This is a genomic window from Clostridium fallax (genome assembly GCF_900129365.1).
Lineage (GTDB): Bacteria > Bacillota > Clostridia > Clostridiales > Clostridiaceae > Clostridium_AH > Clostridium_AH fallax.
Map to the genome: position 1 here is coordinate 89,038 of NZ_FQVM01000002.1, position 17,073 is coordinate 106,110.

At 27.3% G+C, this 17,073-nt stretch carries 15 protein-coding genes, 1 riboswitch and 1 other annotated feature; of the genes, 13 read left to right on the forward strand and 2 right to left on the reverse strand.

Annotation, left to right across the window (positions count from 1 at the left end; all coding sequences use genetic code 11):
- Nucleotides 1-10: 10 nt before the first annotated feature.
- From BUA70_RS01720 to BUA70_RS01750, 7 genes are all read left to right on the forward strand, one after another.
- On the forward strand, nucleotides 11-967 hold the full coding sequence (locus BUA70_RS01720; protein WP_072892505.1) for an L-threonine 3-dehydrogenase: 957 nt from the start codon (nucleotides 11-13) through the stop codon (nucleotides 965-967).
- Nucleotides 968-1,035: 68 nt separating this feature from the next.
- Nucleotides 1,036-1,476, forward strand: a complete 441-nt coding sequence (locus BUA70_RS01725; protein ID WP_072892506.1) for an ACT domain-containing protein — start codon at nucleotides 1,036-1,038, stop codon at nucleotides 1,474-1,476.
- Between the two features lie 51 nt (nucleotides 1,477-1,527).
- Nucleotides 1,528-2,769 carry an aminopeptidase P family protein gene (locus BUA70_RS01730; protein WP_072892507.1) on the forward strand — a complete coding sequence of 414 codons (1,242 nt, stop codon included), beginning with the start codon at nucleotides 1,528-1,530 and terminating at the stop codon, nucleotides 2,767-2,769.
- 23 nt (nucleotides 2,770-2,792) lie between these two features.
- Nucleotides 2,793-3,212: a hypothetical protein gene (locus tag BUA70_RS01735; RefSeq protein WP_072892508.1), complete on the forward strand. Its 420-nt coding sequence runs from the start codon at nucleotides 2,793-2,795 to the stop codon at nucleotides 3,210-3,212.
- 90 nt (nucleotides 3,213-3,302) lie between these two features.
- Nucleotides 3,303-3,638 carry a phasin family protein gene (locus BUA70_RS01740; RefSeq protein ID WP_072892509.1) on the forward strand — a complete coding sequence of 112 codons (336 nt, stop codon included), beginning with the start codon at nucleotides 3,303-3,305 and terminating at the stop codon, nucleotides 3,636-3,638.
- 62 nt (nucleotides 3,639-3,700) lie between these two features.
- Entirely contained in the window at nucleotides 3,701-5,305 is a 1,605-nt protein-coding gene (locus BUA70_RS01745; RefSeq protein WP_072892510.1) for an ABC1 kinase family protein, read from the forward strand.
- A 90-nt stretch (nucleotides 5,306-5,395) separates the two neighbouring features.
- Nucleotides 5,396-5,567: riboswitch (Lysine riboswitch) on the forward strand.
- A 143-nt stretch (nucleotides 5,568-5,710) separates the two neighbouring features.
- A complete protein-coding gene (locus tag BUA70_RS01750) occupies nucleotides 5,711-7,453 on the forward strand; it encodes a Na+/H+ antiporter NhaC family protein (protein ID WP_072892511.1) in 1,743 nt (580 codons plus the stop codon).
- A gap of 128 nt (nucleotides 7,454-7,581) precedes the next feature.
- Here the strand turns inward: BUA70_RS01750 and BUA70_RS01755 are convergent, their stop codons facing one another.
- A complete protein-coding gene (locus BUA70_RS01755) occupies nucleotides 7,582-8,073 on the reverse strand; it encodes an FUSC family protein (protein ID WP_072892512.1) in 492 nt (163 codons plus the stop codon).
- 318 nt (nucleotides 8,074-8,391) lie between these two features.
- Between BUA70_RS01755 and BUA70_RS01760 the strand changes: the two genes are divergently transcribed.
- Both BUA70_RS01760 and metG read left to right on the forward strand, forming a co-directional pair.
- Nucleotides 8,392-9,150 (forward strand): DUF1189 domain-containing protein, encoded by a 759-nt coding sequence (locus BUA70_RS01760; protein WP_072892513.1) that lies wholly within the window; start codon nucleotides 8,392-8,394, stop codon nucleotides 9,148-9,150.
- Between the two features lie 63 nt (nucleotides 9,151-9,213).
- Nucleotides 9,214-9,459: a binding site (T-box leader), on the forward strand.
- A 104-nt stretch (nucleotides 9,460-9,563) separates the two neighbouring features.
- Nucleotides 9,564-11,498, forward strand: a complete 1,935-nt coding sequence (metG, locus tag BUA70_RS01765) for a methionine--tRNA ligase (protein ID WP_072892514.1) — start codon at nucleotides 9,564-9,566, stop codon at nucleotides 11,496-11,498.
- A gap of 315 nt (nucleotides 11,499-11,813) precedes the next feature.
- Here metG and BUA70_RS01770 read toward each other — a convergent pair whose 3' ends face one another.
- The gene (locus BUA70_RS01770; protein WP_072892515.1) at nucleotides 11,814-12,497 is read right to left on the reverse strand and encodes a Crp/Fnr family transcriptional regulator; all 684 of its coding nucleotides are present in this window, start codon (nucleotides 12,495-12,497) and stop codon (nucleotides 11,814-11,816) included.
- A 191-nt stretch (nucleotides 12,498-12,688) separates the two neighbouring features.
- Here BUA70_RS01770 and BUA70_RS01775 point away from each other — a divergent pair, with 191 nt between their 5' ends.
- The 4 genes from BUA70_RS01775 to rnmV all read left to right on the forward strand — a co-directional run bounded on the left by BUA70_RS01775 (nucleotide 12,689) and on the right by rnmV (nucleotide 17,072).
- Nucleotides 12,689-14,209, forward strand: coding sequence for a DUF445 family protein (locus tag BUA70_RS01775; protein ID WP_072892516.1), 1,521 nt, complete (start codon nucleotides 12,689-12,691; stop codon nucleotides 14,207-14,209).
- A 135-nt stretch (nucleotides 14,210-14,344) separates the two neighbouring features.
- The gene (locus BUA70_RS01780) at nucleotides 14,345-15,127 is read left to right on the forward strand and encodes a TatD family hydrolase (RefSeq protein ID WP_072892517.1); all 783 of its coding nucleotides are present in this window, start codon (nucleotides 14,345-14,347) and stop codon (nucleotides 15,125-15,127) included.
- 221 nt (nucleotides 15,128-15,348) lie between these two features.
- Nucleotides 15,349-16,368: a resuscitation-promoting factor gene (locus BUA70_RS01785; RefSeq protein WP_072892518.1), complete on the forward strand. Its 1,020-nt coding sequence runs from the start codon at nucleotides 15,349-15,351 to the stop codon at nucleotides 16,366-16,368.
- A 149-nt stretch (nucleotides 16,369-16,517) separates the two neighbouring features.
- Nucleotides 16,518-17,072: a ribonuclease M5 gene (gene rnmV, locus BUA70_RS01790; RefSeq protein ID WP_072892519.1), complete on the forward strand. Its 555-nt coding sequence runs from the start codon at nucleotides 16,518-16,520 to the stop codon at nucleotides 17,070-17,072.
- Nucleotide 17,073: the final 1 nt, after the last annotated feature.

A 17,073-nucleotide genomic window follows, 5' to 3' on the forward strand; every position in this document is an offset into this window, starting at 1 on the left:
GGTTAGAGAGATGAAAAAAATATTAGTTACAGGTTCATTAGGACAAATTGGTTCTGAATTAGTTACTCATATGAGAGGAATTTATGGAAATGATAATGTAATTGCATCAGATATAAGAGAAATGAAGAACAATCCGGTAGTTAATGCAGGTCCTTTTGAAGTTTTAGATGTTTTAGATGCAAAAAAAATGGGTGAAGTAGCTAAAAAACATAATGTAGATACTATAATTCATTTAGCTGCACTACTTTCAGCAGTAGCAGAAGCTAAACCAGAATTAGCATGGAACATAAATATGGGTGGATTATTTAATGCATTAGAAGTTGCTAAAGAATTAAATTGTAAATTCTTTACACCAAGTTCAATAGGGGCATTTGGGCCTTCAACTCCTAAAGATAATACTCCACAAGATACTATACAAAGACCTCAAACAATGTATGGAGTTACAAAGGTATCAGGGGAATTATTATGTGATTACTACTATAAGAGATTTGGTGTTGATACAAGAGGGGTTAGGTTCCCAGGACTTATTTCTTATGTAGCTCCTCCAGGAGGTGGAACTACAGATTATGCTGTTGATATTTACTATAAAGCAATTGAAGATGGTAAATATCAATCATATATAGCAGAAGGAACTTATATGGATATGATGTATATGCCAGATGCTTTAAATGCCATAGTTAATTTATTAGAAGCAGATCCTTCAAGATTAAAGCATAGAAATGCATTTAACATAACAGCAATGAGCTTTGAACCATCACAAATAGCTGCAGAAATTAGAAAACATATACCAAGCTTTGAAATGACTTATGATGTAGATCCAGTAAGACAAGCAATTGCGGATTCATGGCCAAACTCAATAGATTGCACTGCTGCTAAAGAAGAGTGGGGATTTAAGGCAAAATATGATTTATCATCAATGACTGTTGACATGTTAAGCAAATTAAGAGATAAATTAGATAGAAAGTAATTTTAAATTTAAGAACCTTACTAAAGTGAGGTTCTTAATTTAATTAAAGACAAATTAGGAGGCATTTCATGTCAGAAGCAAAGTATTATATAGTTAATGAAAAAGTTTTACCAGAAATTTTTATAAAAGTTATAAAAGTTAAAGAACTAATATATACAGGAAAAGTAAAAGATATAACTGAAGGAGTTAAAAAAGTAGGAATAAGTAGAAGTGCCTACTACAAATATAAAGACTATATTTTTCCTATGAGTGAAGGTGTAAATAGTAAAAAAGTGACTTTGGCAATTCTTTTAACACATAAATCAGGAGCTTTATCTAGAGTATTAGATACCATAGCAGATGTTGAGGGAAATATTTTGACTATAAATCAAGATATAGCAATAAATATGACTGCTAATGTAACAGTTACAATAGATATATCTTCAATGAAAGTTGGAGTAAAAACTTTAATGGATAAGCTTGATAATTTAGAAACTGTAATAAGGGTGACATTATTTGCTGTGGAGTAATTTGTGTTATAATTTATTATATAAAGATAAAAAAAAAGGGGCGATTTGAGAATGAATAAAGAAGTGTTTATTAGTAACAGAAAAAGACTTATGGAAAGAGTCGAGGATAATTCATTAGTCATATTATTTGCTGGAAATGCACCTAAAAAAAGTGCAGATGAAGCATATCCTTTTACACCAAATAGAAATTTTTATTATTTAACAGGAATTGATGAAGAAGAGCATATAATTACATTAAGAAAAAAAGATAATAAAGTAGAAGAAGTTTTATTTATAAAGAAACCAGATCTTGAGAAAGAAAAATGGCTTGGAAAAACTATAAGAAAAAACGAGGCTATAGAAATATCTGGGGTAGATGAGGTTAAATATTTAGAAGAGTTTTTACCTTTTGTACACTCATCAATAATCACTAATGGAATAACAAACATATGGTTAGATCTTGAAAGAGATAGCTTCAATGAAGATGCTACTTATACAGAAAAATTCGCAAAAAAACTTATGAGAAAGTATCCATATGTTAATATTAAATGTATATATAATTATATAGCAGAGTTAAGACTTGTTAAGAGTGAGGAAGAAGTAAAAGAAATAAGAAAAGCAATTAGAGTTACTATTGATGGGGTAGAGATGCTTATGAAGCATGCAAAACCAGGTATTAAAGAGTATGAATTAGAAGCATACTTTGATTTTGTTTGCAAAAAAGAAGGTGCTAAAGACTATGCTTTTAAAACTATAGCAGCAGCAGGTAAAAATGCAGCGGTACTTCATTATGTAGCTAATAATAGTGAAATTAATGATGGAGATTTAATTCTATTTGATTTAGGTGCACAAGTAAATTATTACAATGGAGATATTTCAAGAACAATACCTGCAAATGGTAAATTTGAAGGAAGAAAAAAAGATGTTTATAATGCTGTATTAAGAGTAAATGAAAAAATAATAGATGCAATAAAACCAGGTGCTAATTGGGGTAAAATAAATGAGATGGCAAATGATTTATTAGCAGAAGAGATGATAGGATTAGGTCTTATAAAGGATAAAAAGGATTATAGAAAATATTACTGGCATAGTATAGGTCATAGTTTAGGATTGGATTGCCATGATGTTGGGCCAAGATGGGTTGATTTAAAGCCAGGAATGATATTTACTGTTGAACCAGGTTTATACATAGAAGAGGAAGGCATAGGAGTAAGAATAGAAGATGATGTTCTAGTAACAGAGGATGGTAATGAAGTTCTTACAAAAGAAATGATAAAATCAGTTGAAGAAATAGAAAATTTTATGGCTAAATAGATTTTAGGAGGAAAGCATACAATATGAGTGGAAGATATGGATTTGATATATTATCTAAAATATTATTGTTGATAGGTTGTATACTTTCCTTATGGAAATTTACATTACCTTTTGGGATTATTTTCTTTGTAATAAGCTTTTATAGAGCTTTATCTAAGGATATAGTATCTAGGAAAAATGAATGTATAAGATTTGAGAAGTGGTTAAATAAAACATTTAAAAATAATAACCAATCAAATTATGGAGGTCAAGGTTTTCTTAGCAAACTTAAGTATGAGTTTTATAGATATAAGTATAGAATCGCTAATTATATTAATGAAAAGAAAAATTATAAAATAGTGAAATGTCCTAAGTGTGGTCAAAAATTAAGATTGCCAAGAGGTAAAGGAAAAATAATAGTTACTTGTAAAAAATGCTCTTATGAATTTAAGATGAAAACATGATTAATAGAAATATTATAAATATTAATAGAAATATTAAGTATAATATATATAGAGTTAAAATAAAAACTTATTCTTTAGGAGATGAGCTTTATGTTAAGTGAATTAAGAAAAGTTTTATTAGCAGGAGTTGGAGCTGTAGCTACAACTTATGATAAAGCTAATGAACTTATAGAAGATATGGTTCAAAAAGGTAGAATAACTGTTGATGAAGGAAAAGAATTATCAGAAGAGTTAAAAAGAGACTTAAAATCAAAAAAGGATAGTACAGCAAGTAAAATAGTAACTACTTTTGATGATATGAAGCCAGTAACAAGAGATGAAGTTAGAACAATGATTGAAGATTATGAGTTTGCTTATAGAGCTGAAGTAGATTTATTAAAAAGGAAAGTTAAAGAACTTGAAGAAAAAATACAAGAAAATAAATAACTAAAAAGTTAAAGTATCATAGTTTCTATGATACTTTAACTTTAATAATAAGAGGTTATTATATGAAGAGAAAAGCCATTGATAGATTTAAAGAAATAGTGGAGGTATTAGGCAAATATGGATTTGGTTATATAATAGATAGCAAGCTTAATAACCAAAAAAACTTGCCAGAGAATCTTAGAAAAGCTTTTGAGGAATTAGGACCTACATTTATTAAAATAGGACAGATACTTAGTACTAGGCCGGATATTTTACCTAAAAGGTATATAAAAGAACTGCGAAAATTACAAGATGAAGTTCCAGAAGAGAAAATTGGAAGCATGAAAGAAATATTTTCAAAACAATTAGGTAAAGAAATTCCTGATATTTTTGAAACATTTAATGAAAAACCATTAGCCTCAGCATCGGTAGCTCAAGTTTATGAAGGTACTTTAAAAGACGGAAGAGATATAGTTATAAAAATTCAAAGACCTGATATTGAAGAAAAGATGGATTTAGATATATCAATATTAATGAGAATATTTAAATTTACAAAACCTCACTTTCAAGATATGTTAGTAGACCCTATAGATGCATTAAAGGAACTTAAAAAAGCTACAAAAAAGGAATTAAACTTTAAATTAGAAAAAGATAATATGGAGAAGTTTAAAAAAAATAATGCTAAAGTGGCATATGTTTATGTTCCTTATTTAGTAGAAGAATTTTGTACAGAAAAAATTATAACTATGGAAAAAATTAATGGACTAAAAATTAATGATAAATATAACCTTCTAAAGGACGGTTATGATTTAAATGATATAGGTAAAAAATTAGCTCTCTCTTTTTGTAAACAAGTGTTTGATGATGGTTTCTTTCATGGAGATCCACATCCAGGCAATTTACTAATAAGAGGTGGAAAGATATGTTACATAGATTTTGGGTTGGTTGGAGATATTTCAAAAGCCATGGTTGAATATTTAAATGAAGGTGTATTTGCAGTGGCTACTAAAAATACCAATGGTGTTGTAGACTTTCTTTTATCTGTAGGTTTAAAAAAGGGAAAAATTAATAGAAATGATTTATATGAAGGCGTAGATTATATGTTAGATATGTATTTATCTACATCTTTAAAGAATATAAAAATTTCTCTTTTATTACAAGAAATATTTGAATTAGCTCAAAAAAATAACATACAACTTCCAAGAGAATTTATAATTCTTATTAGAAGTATGGTACTTTTAGAAGGTGTTGTTACAGAAATATCTCCTGATTTAGAGGTGTTAGATATTTTAATACCATATATAAAGCAAAAAGGCAAGAATTATATATTAAAGAATCTAAATAAGGATAAAATTACAATGGGACTTTTTAAATTTACTAAGGATAGTTCTAAAGTTCCTTCTAAGTTTGTGGAATTATCTGATAGTATAGTTCAAGGGAGGGCAAAAATTAATCTTCAGATTGATGATATAGATAATACAATGAATCAGCTAAATAAAATGGTAAATAGAATAGTTTTTGGATTTATAGTGGGGGCTTTAATTGTAGGCTCATCACTAATTGTAAATATGAATATAGGTCCACAATATAGGGGGATTTCCATTTTAGCTATCACAGGATACTTGGTTTCTGCTGTTTTTGCATTATATTTACTTATTTCTATAATAAGATCAGGTAACTTAAAATAATCATAGAAAAAAATTCCAATTTTTTTAAAAAAGTATTGATTATGGAAATTAATTATGGTATGATAAATAATAATTAAAAGTGAATATTATTAGAGAGGTAGAGGCGCGATGCTTAATAGTACTTTTACAGAGGTAAGCACGAAGAAGTAAAAGGAAAGGAATCATCGCCGAAGCGTACAACCGATGCTTTAAGGTTGTAAAGCTGGGGTTATATATAATATATATAACACTGCCGCAATTATTGTGGAGAGCTATCATCTAAAGGATCTTAAGTTATTTCAAAAGTATGAAATAAAATGACGGCAAGGCCTTGGGTGTTATCTCAAGGTTTTTTATTTTGCTCAAATATTCTTAATTTTTTGCCTCTTTAAATATTCACAATATACAAAAAATAAGGGGGAAATTATGAAAACTAAAGGATTTAAACTATTTTTAATGACATTAATTATGACTTTAATGACGTCAACAATAGTGTTTGCAGCTGATGGGGATATAGCTCAAAGTAATGCTATAAAATTTGGATTATGGACTATACTTCCACCTTTAGTAGCTATTATACTAGCATTCATAACAAAAAACGTTATTGTATCACTATTTTTGGGAACTATTACAGGTTGTGTGATGCTTCAGCTTCAGGGAAATAATATATTTTTTGCTATAATAAACGGATTTTTAACCTTTGTAGAAAGAGCTTTAGATTCAATAGCAGACCCTTGGAATGCAGGGATAGTACTTCAGGTTTTAGCAATAGGTGGAGTGATAAACCTTGTTGCAAAAATGGGAGGAGCAAAGGCTATTGCAGAAGCCTTAGCTAAGAGAGCAAAAACTCCTAGAAGTGCTCAAATAGTTGCTTGGTTTTTAGGTATATTAGTATTTTTTGATGATTATGCAAATTCACTTATCGTGGGACCTATAATGAGACCAGTTACAGACAAATTAAAAATATCAAGAGAAAAGTTGGCATTTATTATAGATGCTACAGCAGCTCCTATAGCAGGACTTGCGGTAATATCAACTTGGATAGGATTAGAGATTGGACTTATAAAAGATGGATTTATTAATGGAATTGGAGAACAAGTAGATGCATTTGGAATATTCCTACAAACAATACCATATAGGTTTTATAATATACTAATTTTAGCTTTTGTAGTTATAACAGCTGTAACTTTAAGAGAATTTGGACCAATGAGAAAAGCTGAGATAAGAGCTAGAAATGGAAAAGTAAAAAAAGAAGAATTAGATACTAAAGTAGGTAATGAGAGTTCAGATTTAGAGCCTAAGAAAGGTATTAAACCAAGTGTTTGGAATGCTATAGTTCCAATTGGAACTTTAATAGTTTTTGCATTAATTGGATTTTATCATAATGGATGGACTGCTATAGTAGGTGGGGATGACTTATCTCTTATAGAATCAATAAAGAGTTCACCGATGGCTTTTAATAGTATACAGCAAATATTTAGCAATGCAGATGCTTCAATAGTATTATTCCAATCTGCTTTAATAGCTAGTATAGTTGCAATTGCAATGGCTGTTTTTAAAAAAATATATAAGGTTTCAGAAGCTATAGAAGTTTGGATAGATGGAATGAAAGGTCTTATTATAACAGGAGTAATACTTATATTAGCATGGTCTTTAAGTTCTGTTATCAAAGATTTAGGAACAGCTAAATATTTGGTTGGAATATTATCATCAGCAATACCAAAAATTTTACTACCATCTATAATTTTTATATTAGGATCAATTATATCCTTTGCAACAGGAACTGCTTACGGAACTATGGGTATATTAATGCCACTTGCAATACCTCTTGCTCACTCAATTTCACCAGATATGAGTTATGTAATAATAAGTACTAGTGCAGTATTAACAGGAGCTATATTTGGAGATCACTGTTCGCCAATATCAGACACAACCATTCTTTCATCAATGGGAGCTGGATGTAACCATATAGATCACGTTAGAACTCAAATATGGTACTCAATATTTGTTGCAGTTATAACAGTGGTATTTGGATATATACCGGCAGCTATGGGTATAAATATATTTATAGTATTGCCTGTTGCTATTGGTGTATTAGCTATAGCCGTATATGTAATAGGTAAACCTATAGAAAATATAGAATCAAATAAAAATGAAAATGTAGCTTAATTTTAAAATAAAAGTTAAATTATATTGAAGTAAATTTTATATACCTTAAAAGAGGATTCATGTTTTGAATCCTCTTTTAGCTTTAATATTGATATGAAATATAAAAACATAATATTTATATTTAAACTTTATTTTGAAGATTTTTTAACCGGAGCTATGTATCTATTTACTAACAACGCTATTATAACTCCTATGAATGTATCAAGTATTCTATTTATAGCATATAAATAAGGGCCAGTTCCTTTTAAATTTACCATAATAGCAAGGAATACTATACATGCAATCACAGTTGAACCAGGTCTATTCATTAAATTACATATATGTATTACCACTATAATTCCTACAGCAGTTATTATAGATTGAGTATTGAAAAAATGTATTGTTTGACTTATAAATATAAATACTATTCCTATGATACCACCTATAAAAGTACCGATTAATCTGTTTTTACCAATAGTAAAAGAGTTTTCCCAAGTATCTTTTACACAAATTACTGCTGCAATGCAGGCATAAAAAGGGAAAGGTCTATTTATAATTTCAAATAAAAGAACACATAATAATACAGAAAATGCAGTTTTTAAATTTCTACCACCAATACTAAATAAATTTGACTTTTCCATAAATAGTCCCCTTTATCTTTAAGTATAATATAAGTTTATGTATGCCCTTTTGTAATTTTAAAATACTTTCAGTAAACATAATATATTATAATACCATAATTATTATGTATTTATAAGTTATGTTAAGGATTATTAAAAGTAATTTATCATTTTTACTAGTAATTATTTTAAAAATTAGGTATAATTAATCTTATATATTTTACAAAAATTACAATAAAAGTAATTAAAAGAGATGAAAATAAATAAAATAGTTTAAACTTAAACTATTTTATTGTTAATATATTTAGTATATATAATTATCTTTAGGGAGGGGCGTTAATGAATTTATTTCAAAGATTTATAAAAAGTATTACTGATTTTAAGAGTTATAAGATTTTTAAAGAAGAGTCAATGAAAAAGTCTATTATATATGGATTAGTTATAGCTATAGTATTTGGTATAGTTGCAAATGTTTATCCGGCTATTGTTAGTTTAAATTATTCAGAAAAAATAGAACCTATAATAGAAAATAAAGTTCCTGATTTTAAAATCAAGGATGGAAAATTAATTATAGAAGGAGATAAACAAGAGGAGTTTGAAGCTAATGGAATAACAGTTAAGTTTGATCCTAAAGACCAATGGAAAAATAATTTTAATAATATAGAAAATGGAATACTTCTTTATAGTGATGGTATAACGGTAAGAAAAGATAACAATGAAGTGTTAAATAAAAAATATTCTGAGGTTTATACATCAGAAATAGATAGTTCTATAATTAAAGAAGTAATTAAATATAGGAAACCTATAATTATAATTGGATATTTAATGATGGCTATAGGATTTTCTATAGGATTTTTTATATTAGCTCTTATTGTTTCACTGATAGGTATTTTAATAAAAAATAGCATAGGATATAAATGCGATTTTAAAACCCTTTATAAATTAAGCTTATATTGCTTAACTTTAGCAGTAGTAATTAATGCATTAGGATCTATAATGATGGTAAAGATACCATATATATTATTTGTAGGTGTTGGATGTTTCTATTTATATAAAGCATTAATATCAATAAAAGCTCAAGAACAAAAAAGATTATAACACCTAATCATTGACAAAAAAATTAAAGTAAAATATGATTATATATAAATGAATATTCAAATTTAAAATGCAATGAAAAGAAGAGTAGCAAAAAAGTATGTTTAAAAGAGAGCTGGGAAAGGTGAAAGCCAGTAACAGATGATTTTGTGAAGATGGCCTTTGAGCATATTCTCTGAACTAATTTAGGAGAATACAGTTACACCTGTTATAGTGTACAGTAATAAATGCCTTATGCAGAGTTACTTAGTGATTTAATTATAGTGATATAATTATAAAATAGAGTGGTACAGCGTTTAATACGCCTCTATGTAGATGTCTTGTCTATATAGGGGCTTTTTTATTAGTAAAAAATAATACATTTTAAAATATTACATACAAATAATATTATTTAATAACAATTAGGAGGATTGGAAATGGAGAATAAAACTTTTTATATTACAACTCCCATTTATTATCCATCAGCAAAGTTACATATAGGAAACACTTATACAACTGTAGCTGCTGATGCTTTAGCAAGATTTAAAAGATTAACAGGATATGACGTAATGTTTTTAACTGGAACAGATGAGCATGGTCAAAAAATTCAAAGAATAGCTGAAGAAAAAGGTGTAACACCAAAGGAATATGTTGATGACATAGTTGCTGGAATAAAAGATTTATGGAATATGATGGATATAAAATATGATAAGTTCATAAGAACAACTGATGATTATCATATAAAAGCAGTTCAAGATATATTTAAAAAGCTATATGATCAAGGTGACATATATAAGAGTTCTTATGAAGGTTGGTACTGCACTCCATGTGAAACTTTTCTAACAGAAACTCAATTAGTTGATGGAAAGTGTCCAGATTGTGGAAGACCAGTAGAAAAAGCAAAAGAAGAAGCTTATTTCTTTAAAATGAGCAAATATGCAGATAGATTATTAAAGTATATAGAAGAAAATCCAAACTTTATTCAGCCAGAATCAAGAAAAAATGAAATAGTTAATAACTTCTTAAAACCAGGATTACAAGATCTTTGTGTTTCAAGAACAAGTTTTAACTGGGGTATACCTGTAACTTTTGATGAAAAGCATGTTGTATATGTATGGATAGATGCATTATCAAACTATATTACAGCTTTAGGATATGGAAGTAGCAATGCAGAACTTTACAAAAAATATTGGCCAGCAGATGTTCATTTAATTGGTAAGGATATATTAAGATTCCATACAATTTATTGGCCAATTATGTTAATGGCTTTAGATTTAGAACTTCCAAAGCAAGTATTCGGACATGGATGGTTACTTGTTGATGGAGGAAAGATGTCAAAGTCTAAAGGTAATGTAGTTGATCCTGTAGTTTTAGTTGATAAATTTGGAGTAGATCCTGTTAGATATTACTTATTAAGAGAAATTCCATTTGGGGCAGATGGAATGTTTAATAATGAAGTATTTATAAAGAAGATAAATTCAGATTTAGCTAATGATTTAGGAAATCTAGTATCTAGAACTGTTACAATGATAGAAAAATACTTTGATGGAGTTATACCTGCACAAACAGATAAAGAAGCTATAGATGATGAACTAATAAATCTAGCTTTAAATACTCCAAAGAAGGTTGAAAATGCAATAAATAATTTAAAAATTCCAGAAGCTCTAGAAGTAATATGGGAACTTATTGGAAGAGCAAATAAATATATAGATGAAACCACTCCTTGGATATTAGCTAAAGATGAAAGTAAAAAAGGTAGATTAGGGACTGTATTATATAATTTAATGGAAACATTAAGATTTACATCAGTTATGATAGCACCATTTTTACCAACAACAAGTAAAAAAATAAATGAGCAAATAAATACAAAAGTTACAACTTGGGAAAGTTTAAATAGTTTTAATGGTATTAAAGCAGGAGAGAAAGTTAATAAGGGAGACGTTATATTCCCAAGAATAGATGTAGATGCTAAGCTTAAAGAACTTGAAGAGCTTAGAGAGACCCAATTAAAAGCTAATGCTAAACCTTTAATGGAACCAATAAAAGAAGAAATAACAATTGATGATTTTGATAAATTAGATTTAAGAGTAGTTAAAGTTTTAAGTGCTGAAGCTATAAAAGGTGCTAAAAAATTATTAAAATTAAAAGTTGATTTAGCTGGAGAAGAAAGACAAGTGGTTTCAGGAATAGCTAAATATTACAAGCCAGAAGAACTTGTAGGAAAATATGTTGTTTTAGTTGCAAATCTTAAACCGGTAAAATTAAGAGGAGAATTATCACAAGGTATGATATTAGCAGCTTCTACTGATGATGATAGCGAATTAGTAGTTGTTAATCCTGGTGAATTACCTACAGGAAGTAGAGTAAGATAATTTAAAAAAAGTAAAAATTATAAAAAGAGCTGTTCAAAATAAAGATTAAATCTTTATTTTGATAAAGCTCTTTTTTATAATAAATAACATATGTAAAATTTTATTTTGGAAAAAAATCACCCTAGAAAGAATGCTTTAGGGGGACAATACTTTCTAGGGTTTTTGCTTATTAAAAATGGTTTTAAGGGGTAAAATTATTTTAGTGCTTTAGCTACTTTACAAGTATTAATATACATTAGTAATGTGGCAATTCTGTGTCGAAATAGAAAAGAATTTATTAATAAAATAAATACTTTTTATTAACTTAAAAAATAATCAAATATATTTTTTTATATTGTCTAATTTAAGAATATAAATAAACTCCCTATCATAGTCTATAAGCCCCTCTTCTTTCATTTTTATAAGCTCTCTAGAAAGAGATGGTCTTTGAACACCTAATTTTTCTGCCCATTCTTTTTTACTCATATTTAATTTAATTTTTAGATTATCTGATTTATTATATCTTATAAATAAAAAGTCACAAATCATATGTCTAAGAGATTTCATACTAACTTGCTTTAGCTTTGAGCTTAAAGTTAGAGCTTTGTTAGAAAGCATTCTTAAGAGTTCTTTTAAAAATATATGGTCATCTCTACAAAGTAAGGAAATGCAATCTTTAGATATATGAAGTATTGAAGAAGATTCTTTACATATTACGGACATAGGATATAAATGTCTATCTCCAAATAATAGATTTTCTCCAAAAACATTCCCTTCATTTAATGTGGAAACAATAAGAACATTACCATCACTATCAAATTTTTGAATTTCAATTACTCCATCTAAAATAACACTTAAATAATTACAAGTTTCTCCTTCAGAAAAAATCATATCTTTTGAATTATAAGATTTTACATATGTATTGTTAAAGGATAAAATATTTTTAATTTTTTTATCATCAAAATGAGAAAAAAGTCTACAAAGAGGAAGTTTATTATTTATATAATATAAGTTTTTCATAAAATCACCAATCCTTAATAGATTTTATATAGTTTTTAATAAATTGGGGAAACTTAAAAGTAATATTTAGATGAATTAATAAGTTTATATATTATAATTTATATGGTATTCTATTTTTCATTGAAAATGCAAGTATGCAAAATTATAATACTTATTGTATGTTTTACTAAAGAATTTAAGGAGGAATTTATATGAGTAAAATATTAGTAGGTGCTGTAGTAGGCGCTATCATAGGATATATAACTAATTATATTGCTATAAAAATGCTTTTTAAACCACATAAAGAAAAGAGAATTTTAGGTTTTAAGGTTCCATTTACCCCAGGACTTATACCTAAGGAAAAAGCTAGAATAGCTAAAAGTGTAGGGGAAACTATATCAAATCATCTTATTAATTATGATACAATAAAAAATTCTTTAGAAGATAAAAAAATAAAAGTATATTTTAAAGATATTATTAAAGATAAAATTTTAAGCTTTAAAAATGAGGACAAAACAATTTTGGAAATAACTGAGGAAATAGGAATTTTTAAATATGATGATTTAGATAATCTATCTAATAAATTATTAGATTATATTTACAATTCATTTAATGATAATAAAATAAATAATAATATAGTTCCTATAATAGAACAAAGTATAAGAACAAAGCTAATGACAAAACCAGATTTTTTAAAGAAGTTAATTGAAAAAGATGAATTTAAAAATAATATAGATAGTTTTCTAAAAGAATTTTTAGGAGATAATAAAAACGAAGAAAAGATAAAAAGTATAGTTAAAGAAAACTTTAAGGCTTTAGAGATAAGTAATAAGAAAATTAAAGATGTAGTTCCTAAGGGTACTATAGAGGCTCTAGAAAAGTACATATATGATGATAGAGATAATATATGTAATAATTTAAAAGAATTATTGTTAAAAGAAGAGGTTAAAGATCAATTAAAGATTGTTATAAGAAATAAAGTTTTAAATAATTTAAGCCCTTTAATAGCTATGTTTTTAAATGAAGAAAGCTTATATGGTAAGTTTATATCAGTTGTTGATGATTATTTAAGCGAAGAAGAAAATAAAATAATGATAGTTAATCTTATAAATAGAGGAATAAAAAACACTTGCCAAAAAGAAATTTCTGTAATATTAAAGGAAATTTCAAGTGATTCTATGGATAATATTTCACAGGAAATAAGTAAATTTATTTTAAACAGAATAAAAAATAATATAAAAAATGAAGATATAATAGGGTTTTTAGGTGAGAAAATAGGTGCATTTAATAACTATGATGAAATTATATCTAAGTTTTACAATAGATATGATGAAAAAATTAATCTATTTATAACTAAAAGTATAAATAATATAAAAAATAGTATAAAGGTAAAAAGTTTTATTAAGAAAGAAATTTATAATTTATTATTATTTGTTGGAGATAAAAAAATTTCAGAAATTGTTTCTAATAAAGAAGATGTTATTGTAAGTGTGAGCTTTAAAGGAATAGATAAATTATACGATAATTTTATAAATCAAGGACTTTATAAGATTTTAAATTTATTAAATATAGAATCAATTATTGAAAATCAAATTAATAGTTTTGAGGTTGATTATGCAGAAAAGATAATATTAGAGATAGCTAATAAGGAGTTAAAGGCTATCACTTGGCTAGGAGCTTTATTAGGTGGGATTTTAGGTATATTATCACCTATATTAGCTAGTATATATTAATTTGTATTTTTTTAAAGTTGATATATAATATAATAATTAAATTGAAAAGTTTACAAATGAAAATTTATGTAAATATTTTACAAATAGATTTCTTATGATATAATCATATTTGTCCAAAGAGGTAGAGGTGATATTTTGGATTATAAAGATAAGCTAAAGATTTTTGATTCACATGCTCATTATGATGATGAATCTTTTAATGAGGATAGAGAATTTATTATAAAAGAAATACAAGAAGACGGAGTAATTGGAGTTTTAAATTGTGGAGCATCTTTTGATGGAGCAAAAAACTCTGTAAAGTTAGCAGATAAATACGACTTTTTTTATGCTGCAGTGGGAATACATCCAGAAAATGCAAATGAGCTTACAGAAGATGCATTAAAACAACTTGAAGTTTTAGCAAAAAATCCAAAAGTAAAAGCAATAGGAGAGATTGGATTAGATTATTATTGGGAAGAGAATCCATCAAAGGACATACAAAAGAAAGTATTTAGAAAACAAATGCAGCTTGCTGAGAAATTGGGATTACCAGTAGTAATTCATGATAGAGAGGCACATAAAGATACTCTTGATATTATAAAAGAATTTCCAAATGTAAAGGGAGTAATTCATTGTTTTTCAGGAAGTTTAGAGTTTGCAAATGAATGTATTAAGCTTGGATACTATATTGGATTTACTGGTGTAGTTACTTTTAAAAATGCAAAAAAAATAATAGAAGTTGCAAAAAATATACCTTTAGATAGAATGCTAGTAGAAACAGATTGTCCTTATATGGCTCCGGTACCTAATAGAGGTAAAAGAAATCAATCAAGTTATATAAAATATATTATAGAGAAAATTAGTGAAATAAGAGAACTAGATAGTATAGAATTAAGCAAAATATTTATTAAAAATACAAAAGAGTTTTTAAAAATTTAGTTTTATAAGAATATTATTAAATTCTCCTATATATAATTAAATAAAAGTTTATATCTCTTTTTAAAGATAAAAATTTGACTGTAAAGTTTAGGTATTATAATTTTATATTTTTTTGTATGCAAATATAGTGCATTTCATTCAGTCAAGATTTAATTATTAAGAATTTCAACCATAATATTATATTTATTGTTATGTGGAATTCTTGAATAAGGAGGAGAGGTATGAAGGAAAAATTAAAAAATATTCTTAGAAACAATTTTGTTAGTAGTCCAAAGGGAAAAGTTGTTATTGGGCTTTTGGTTATAACAGTTTTGGTTATAACAATTTTTAGTATGAAGAAGACATTAATAGTTAGTATAGACGGAGAAGAACAATCTATAAATACTTTTAAAGGGACTGTCCAAGGTGCTTTGTCACATAATAATATTGTGTTAGAAGACAAAGATAAGATAGAGCCAGGATTAAGCTCTAAGGTTACTAAAGGTAGTAAGATAGAAATAAAAAGGGCAGTTCCAATTAAAGTGGCAGTAGATAATAAAGTTTTAGAAATTAATACTGCAGAAAATAATGTTAATGATTTGTTAGTAGCAGAAGGAATAAAATTAAACTCAGAAGATAAAGTAACTCCAGCCTTAGAAGAAAATATTTCTAAGGGAATGGAAGTTTATATAGTTAGAGTTAATTCAGAAGTTGTAAAAGAAAATGAAGTTATTGATTATGAAACAGAAGTAGAGAATGATGATACATTAGAAAAGTCTGTTACTAAGACTATTCAGGAAGGTGTTCCTGGTGAGAAAGAAATTACCTATAAGGTTGTCTACGAAGATGGACAAGAAGTTTCTCGAGAGACCATTAATGAGGAAGTCATTAAAGAACCAGTAAAAAAGGTTGTTAAGAAGGGAACTCTTGAAACATTGGCTCTTTCTAGAGGTGGAAATGTAACTTATAAAAAGAAAATGTCTGTAGTGGCAACAGCATATAGCGGCCACACAATAACTGCAACTGGTAATGTACCTAAACGAAACCCTGGTGGTTTAAGTACAATAGCCGTAGATCCTCGTGTTATACCTTTAGGCACAAAGGTTTATGTAGAAGGATATGGATATGCAGTTGCTCACGATACTGGTGGCGCTATAAAAAATAATAAAATAGACCTATTTATGAATTCTTCTAATGAAGCATATTCATGGGGAGTACGCAGTGTAAACTTATATATAGTTGCATACCCAGGTCAATGGTAATTTGTCAGTGGAGATAGCGAATACGTTATCTCTACTTTCATTTTATAGTTTAATAACAAAGAAATGGTTAAGGAATAGTTAAAGTTGACAGAATAATTTTATATAGGTAAATTTAAATAGTGTTAAAAAGGTTGAAAGGAAGTAATTTTGTGATAAAAGAAGTTGTTGTTGTTGAGGGTAGAGATGATATTACAGCTGTAAAAAAAGCAGTTGATGCAGAGCTTATAGCTGTTGGAGGGTTTGGCATAAATAAAAAAGTTATAGATAGGATTAAAGAAGCTCAAAAAAGACAAGGAGTAATAGTTTTAACGGATCCTGATTTTGCAGGCGAAAAGATTAGAAGAATAATATCCAAAAGAGTAGAAGGAATTAAACATGCCTATATCGGTAGGGATGAAGGAACTAAGGACGGAGATATAGGGGTTGAAAATGCTTGTCCTGAAGCTATAATTAGGGCATTAGAAGGAGCTAAGGCAACTGAGAAGGAAAAAAGAGAAGAGTTTAATATAAAGGATCTTGTATTTTTTAAATTATCAGGAGATCCTAAATCTAAAATAAGAAGAGAACTTCTAGGAAAAGAGCTAAGAATAGGATATGGTAATGCTAATCAGCTTCTTTCAAGACTTAATAATTATGGAATAACTAAAGAGGAATTTGTAGAAGCTATAGAAAAAATAGAAAAAATAATAGGTGCAGGAGAGTAAT

Bases quoted from the DNA above. Each gene is read 5' to 3' on its own strand.
- BUA70_RS01720 (WP_072892505.1), top strand. From the start codon at position 11: ATGAAAAAAATATTAGTTACAGGTTCATTAGGACAAATTGGTTCTGAA.
- BUA70_RS01725 (WP_072892506.1), top strand. From the start codon at position 1,036: ATGTCAGAAGCAAAGTATTATATAGTTAATGAAAAAGTTTTACCAGAA.
- BUA70_RS01730 (WP_072892507.1), top strand. From the start codon at position 1,528: ATGAATAAAGAAGTGTTTATTAGTAACAGAAAAAGACTTATGGAAAGA.
- BUA70_RS01735 (WP_072892508.1), top strand. From the start codon at position 2,793: ATGAGTGGAAGATATGGATTTGATATATTATCTAAAATATTATTGTTG.
- BUA70_RS01740 (WP_072892509.1), top strand. From the start codon at position 3,303: ATGTTAAGTGAATTAAGAAAAGTTTTATTAGCAGGAGTTGGAGCTGTA.
- BUA70_RS01745 (WP_072892510.1), top strand. From the start codon at position 3,701: ATGAAGAGAAAAGCCATTGATAGATTTAAAGAAATAGTGGAGGTATTA.
- BUA70_RS01750 (WP_072892511.1), top strand. From the start codon at position 5,711: ATGAAAACTAAAGGATTTAAACTATTTTTAATGACATTAATTATGACT.
- BUA70_RS01755 (WP_072892512.1), bottom strand. From the start codon at position 8,073: ATGGAAAAGTCAAATTTATTTAGTATTGGTGGTAGAAATTTAAAAACT.
- BUA70_RS01760 (WP_072892513.1), top strand. From the start codon at position 8,392: ATGAATTTATTTCAAAGATTTATAAAAAGTATTACTGATTTTAAGAGT.
- metG (WP_072892514.1), top strand. From the start codon at position 9,564: ATGGAGAATAAAACTTTTTATATTACAACTCCCATTTATTATCCATCA.
- BUA70_RS01770 (WP_072892515.1), bottom strand. From the start codon at position 12,497: ATGAAAAACTTATATTATATAAATAATAAACTTCCTCTTTGTAGACTT.
- BUA70_RS01775 (WP_072892516.1), top strand. From the start codon at position 12,689: ATGAGTAAAATATTAGTAGGTGCTGTAGTAGGCGCTATCATAGGATAT.
- BUA70_RS01785 (WP_072892518.1), top strand. From the start codon at position 15,349: ATGAAGGAAAAATTAAAAAATATTCTTAGAAACAATTTTGTTAGTAGT.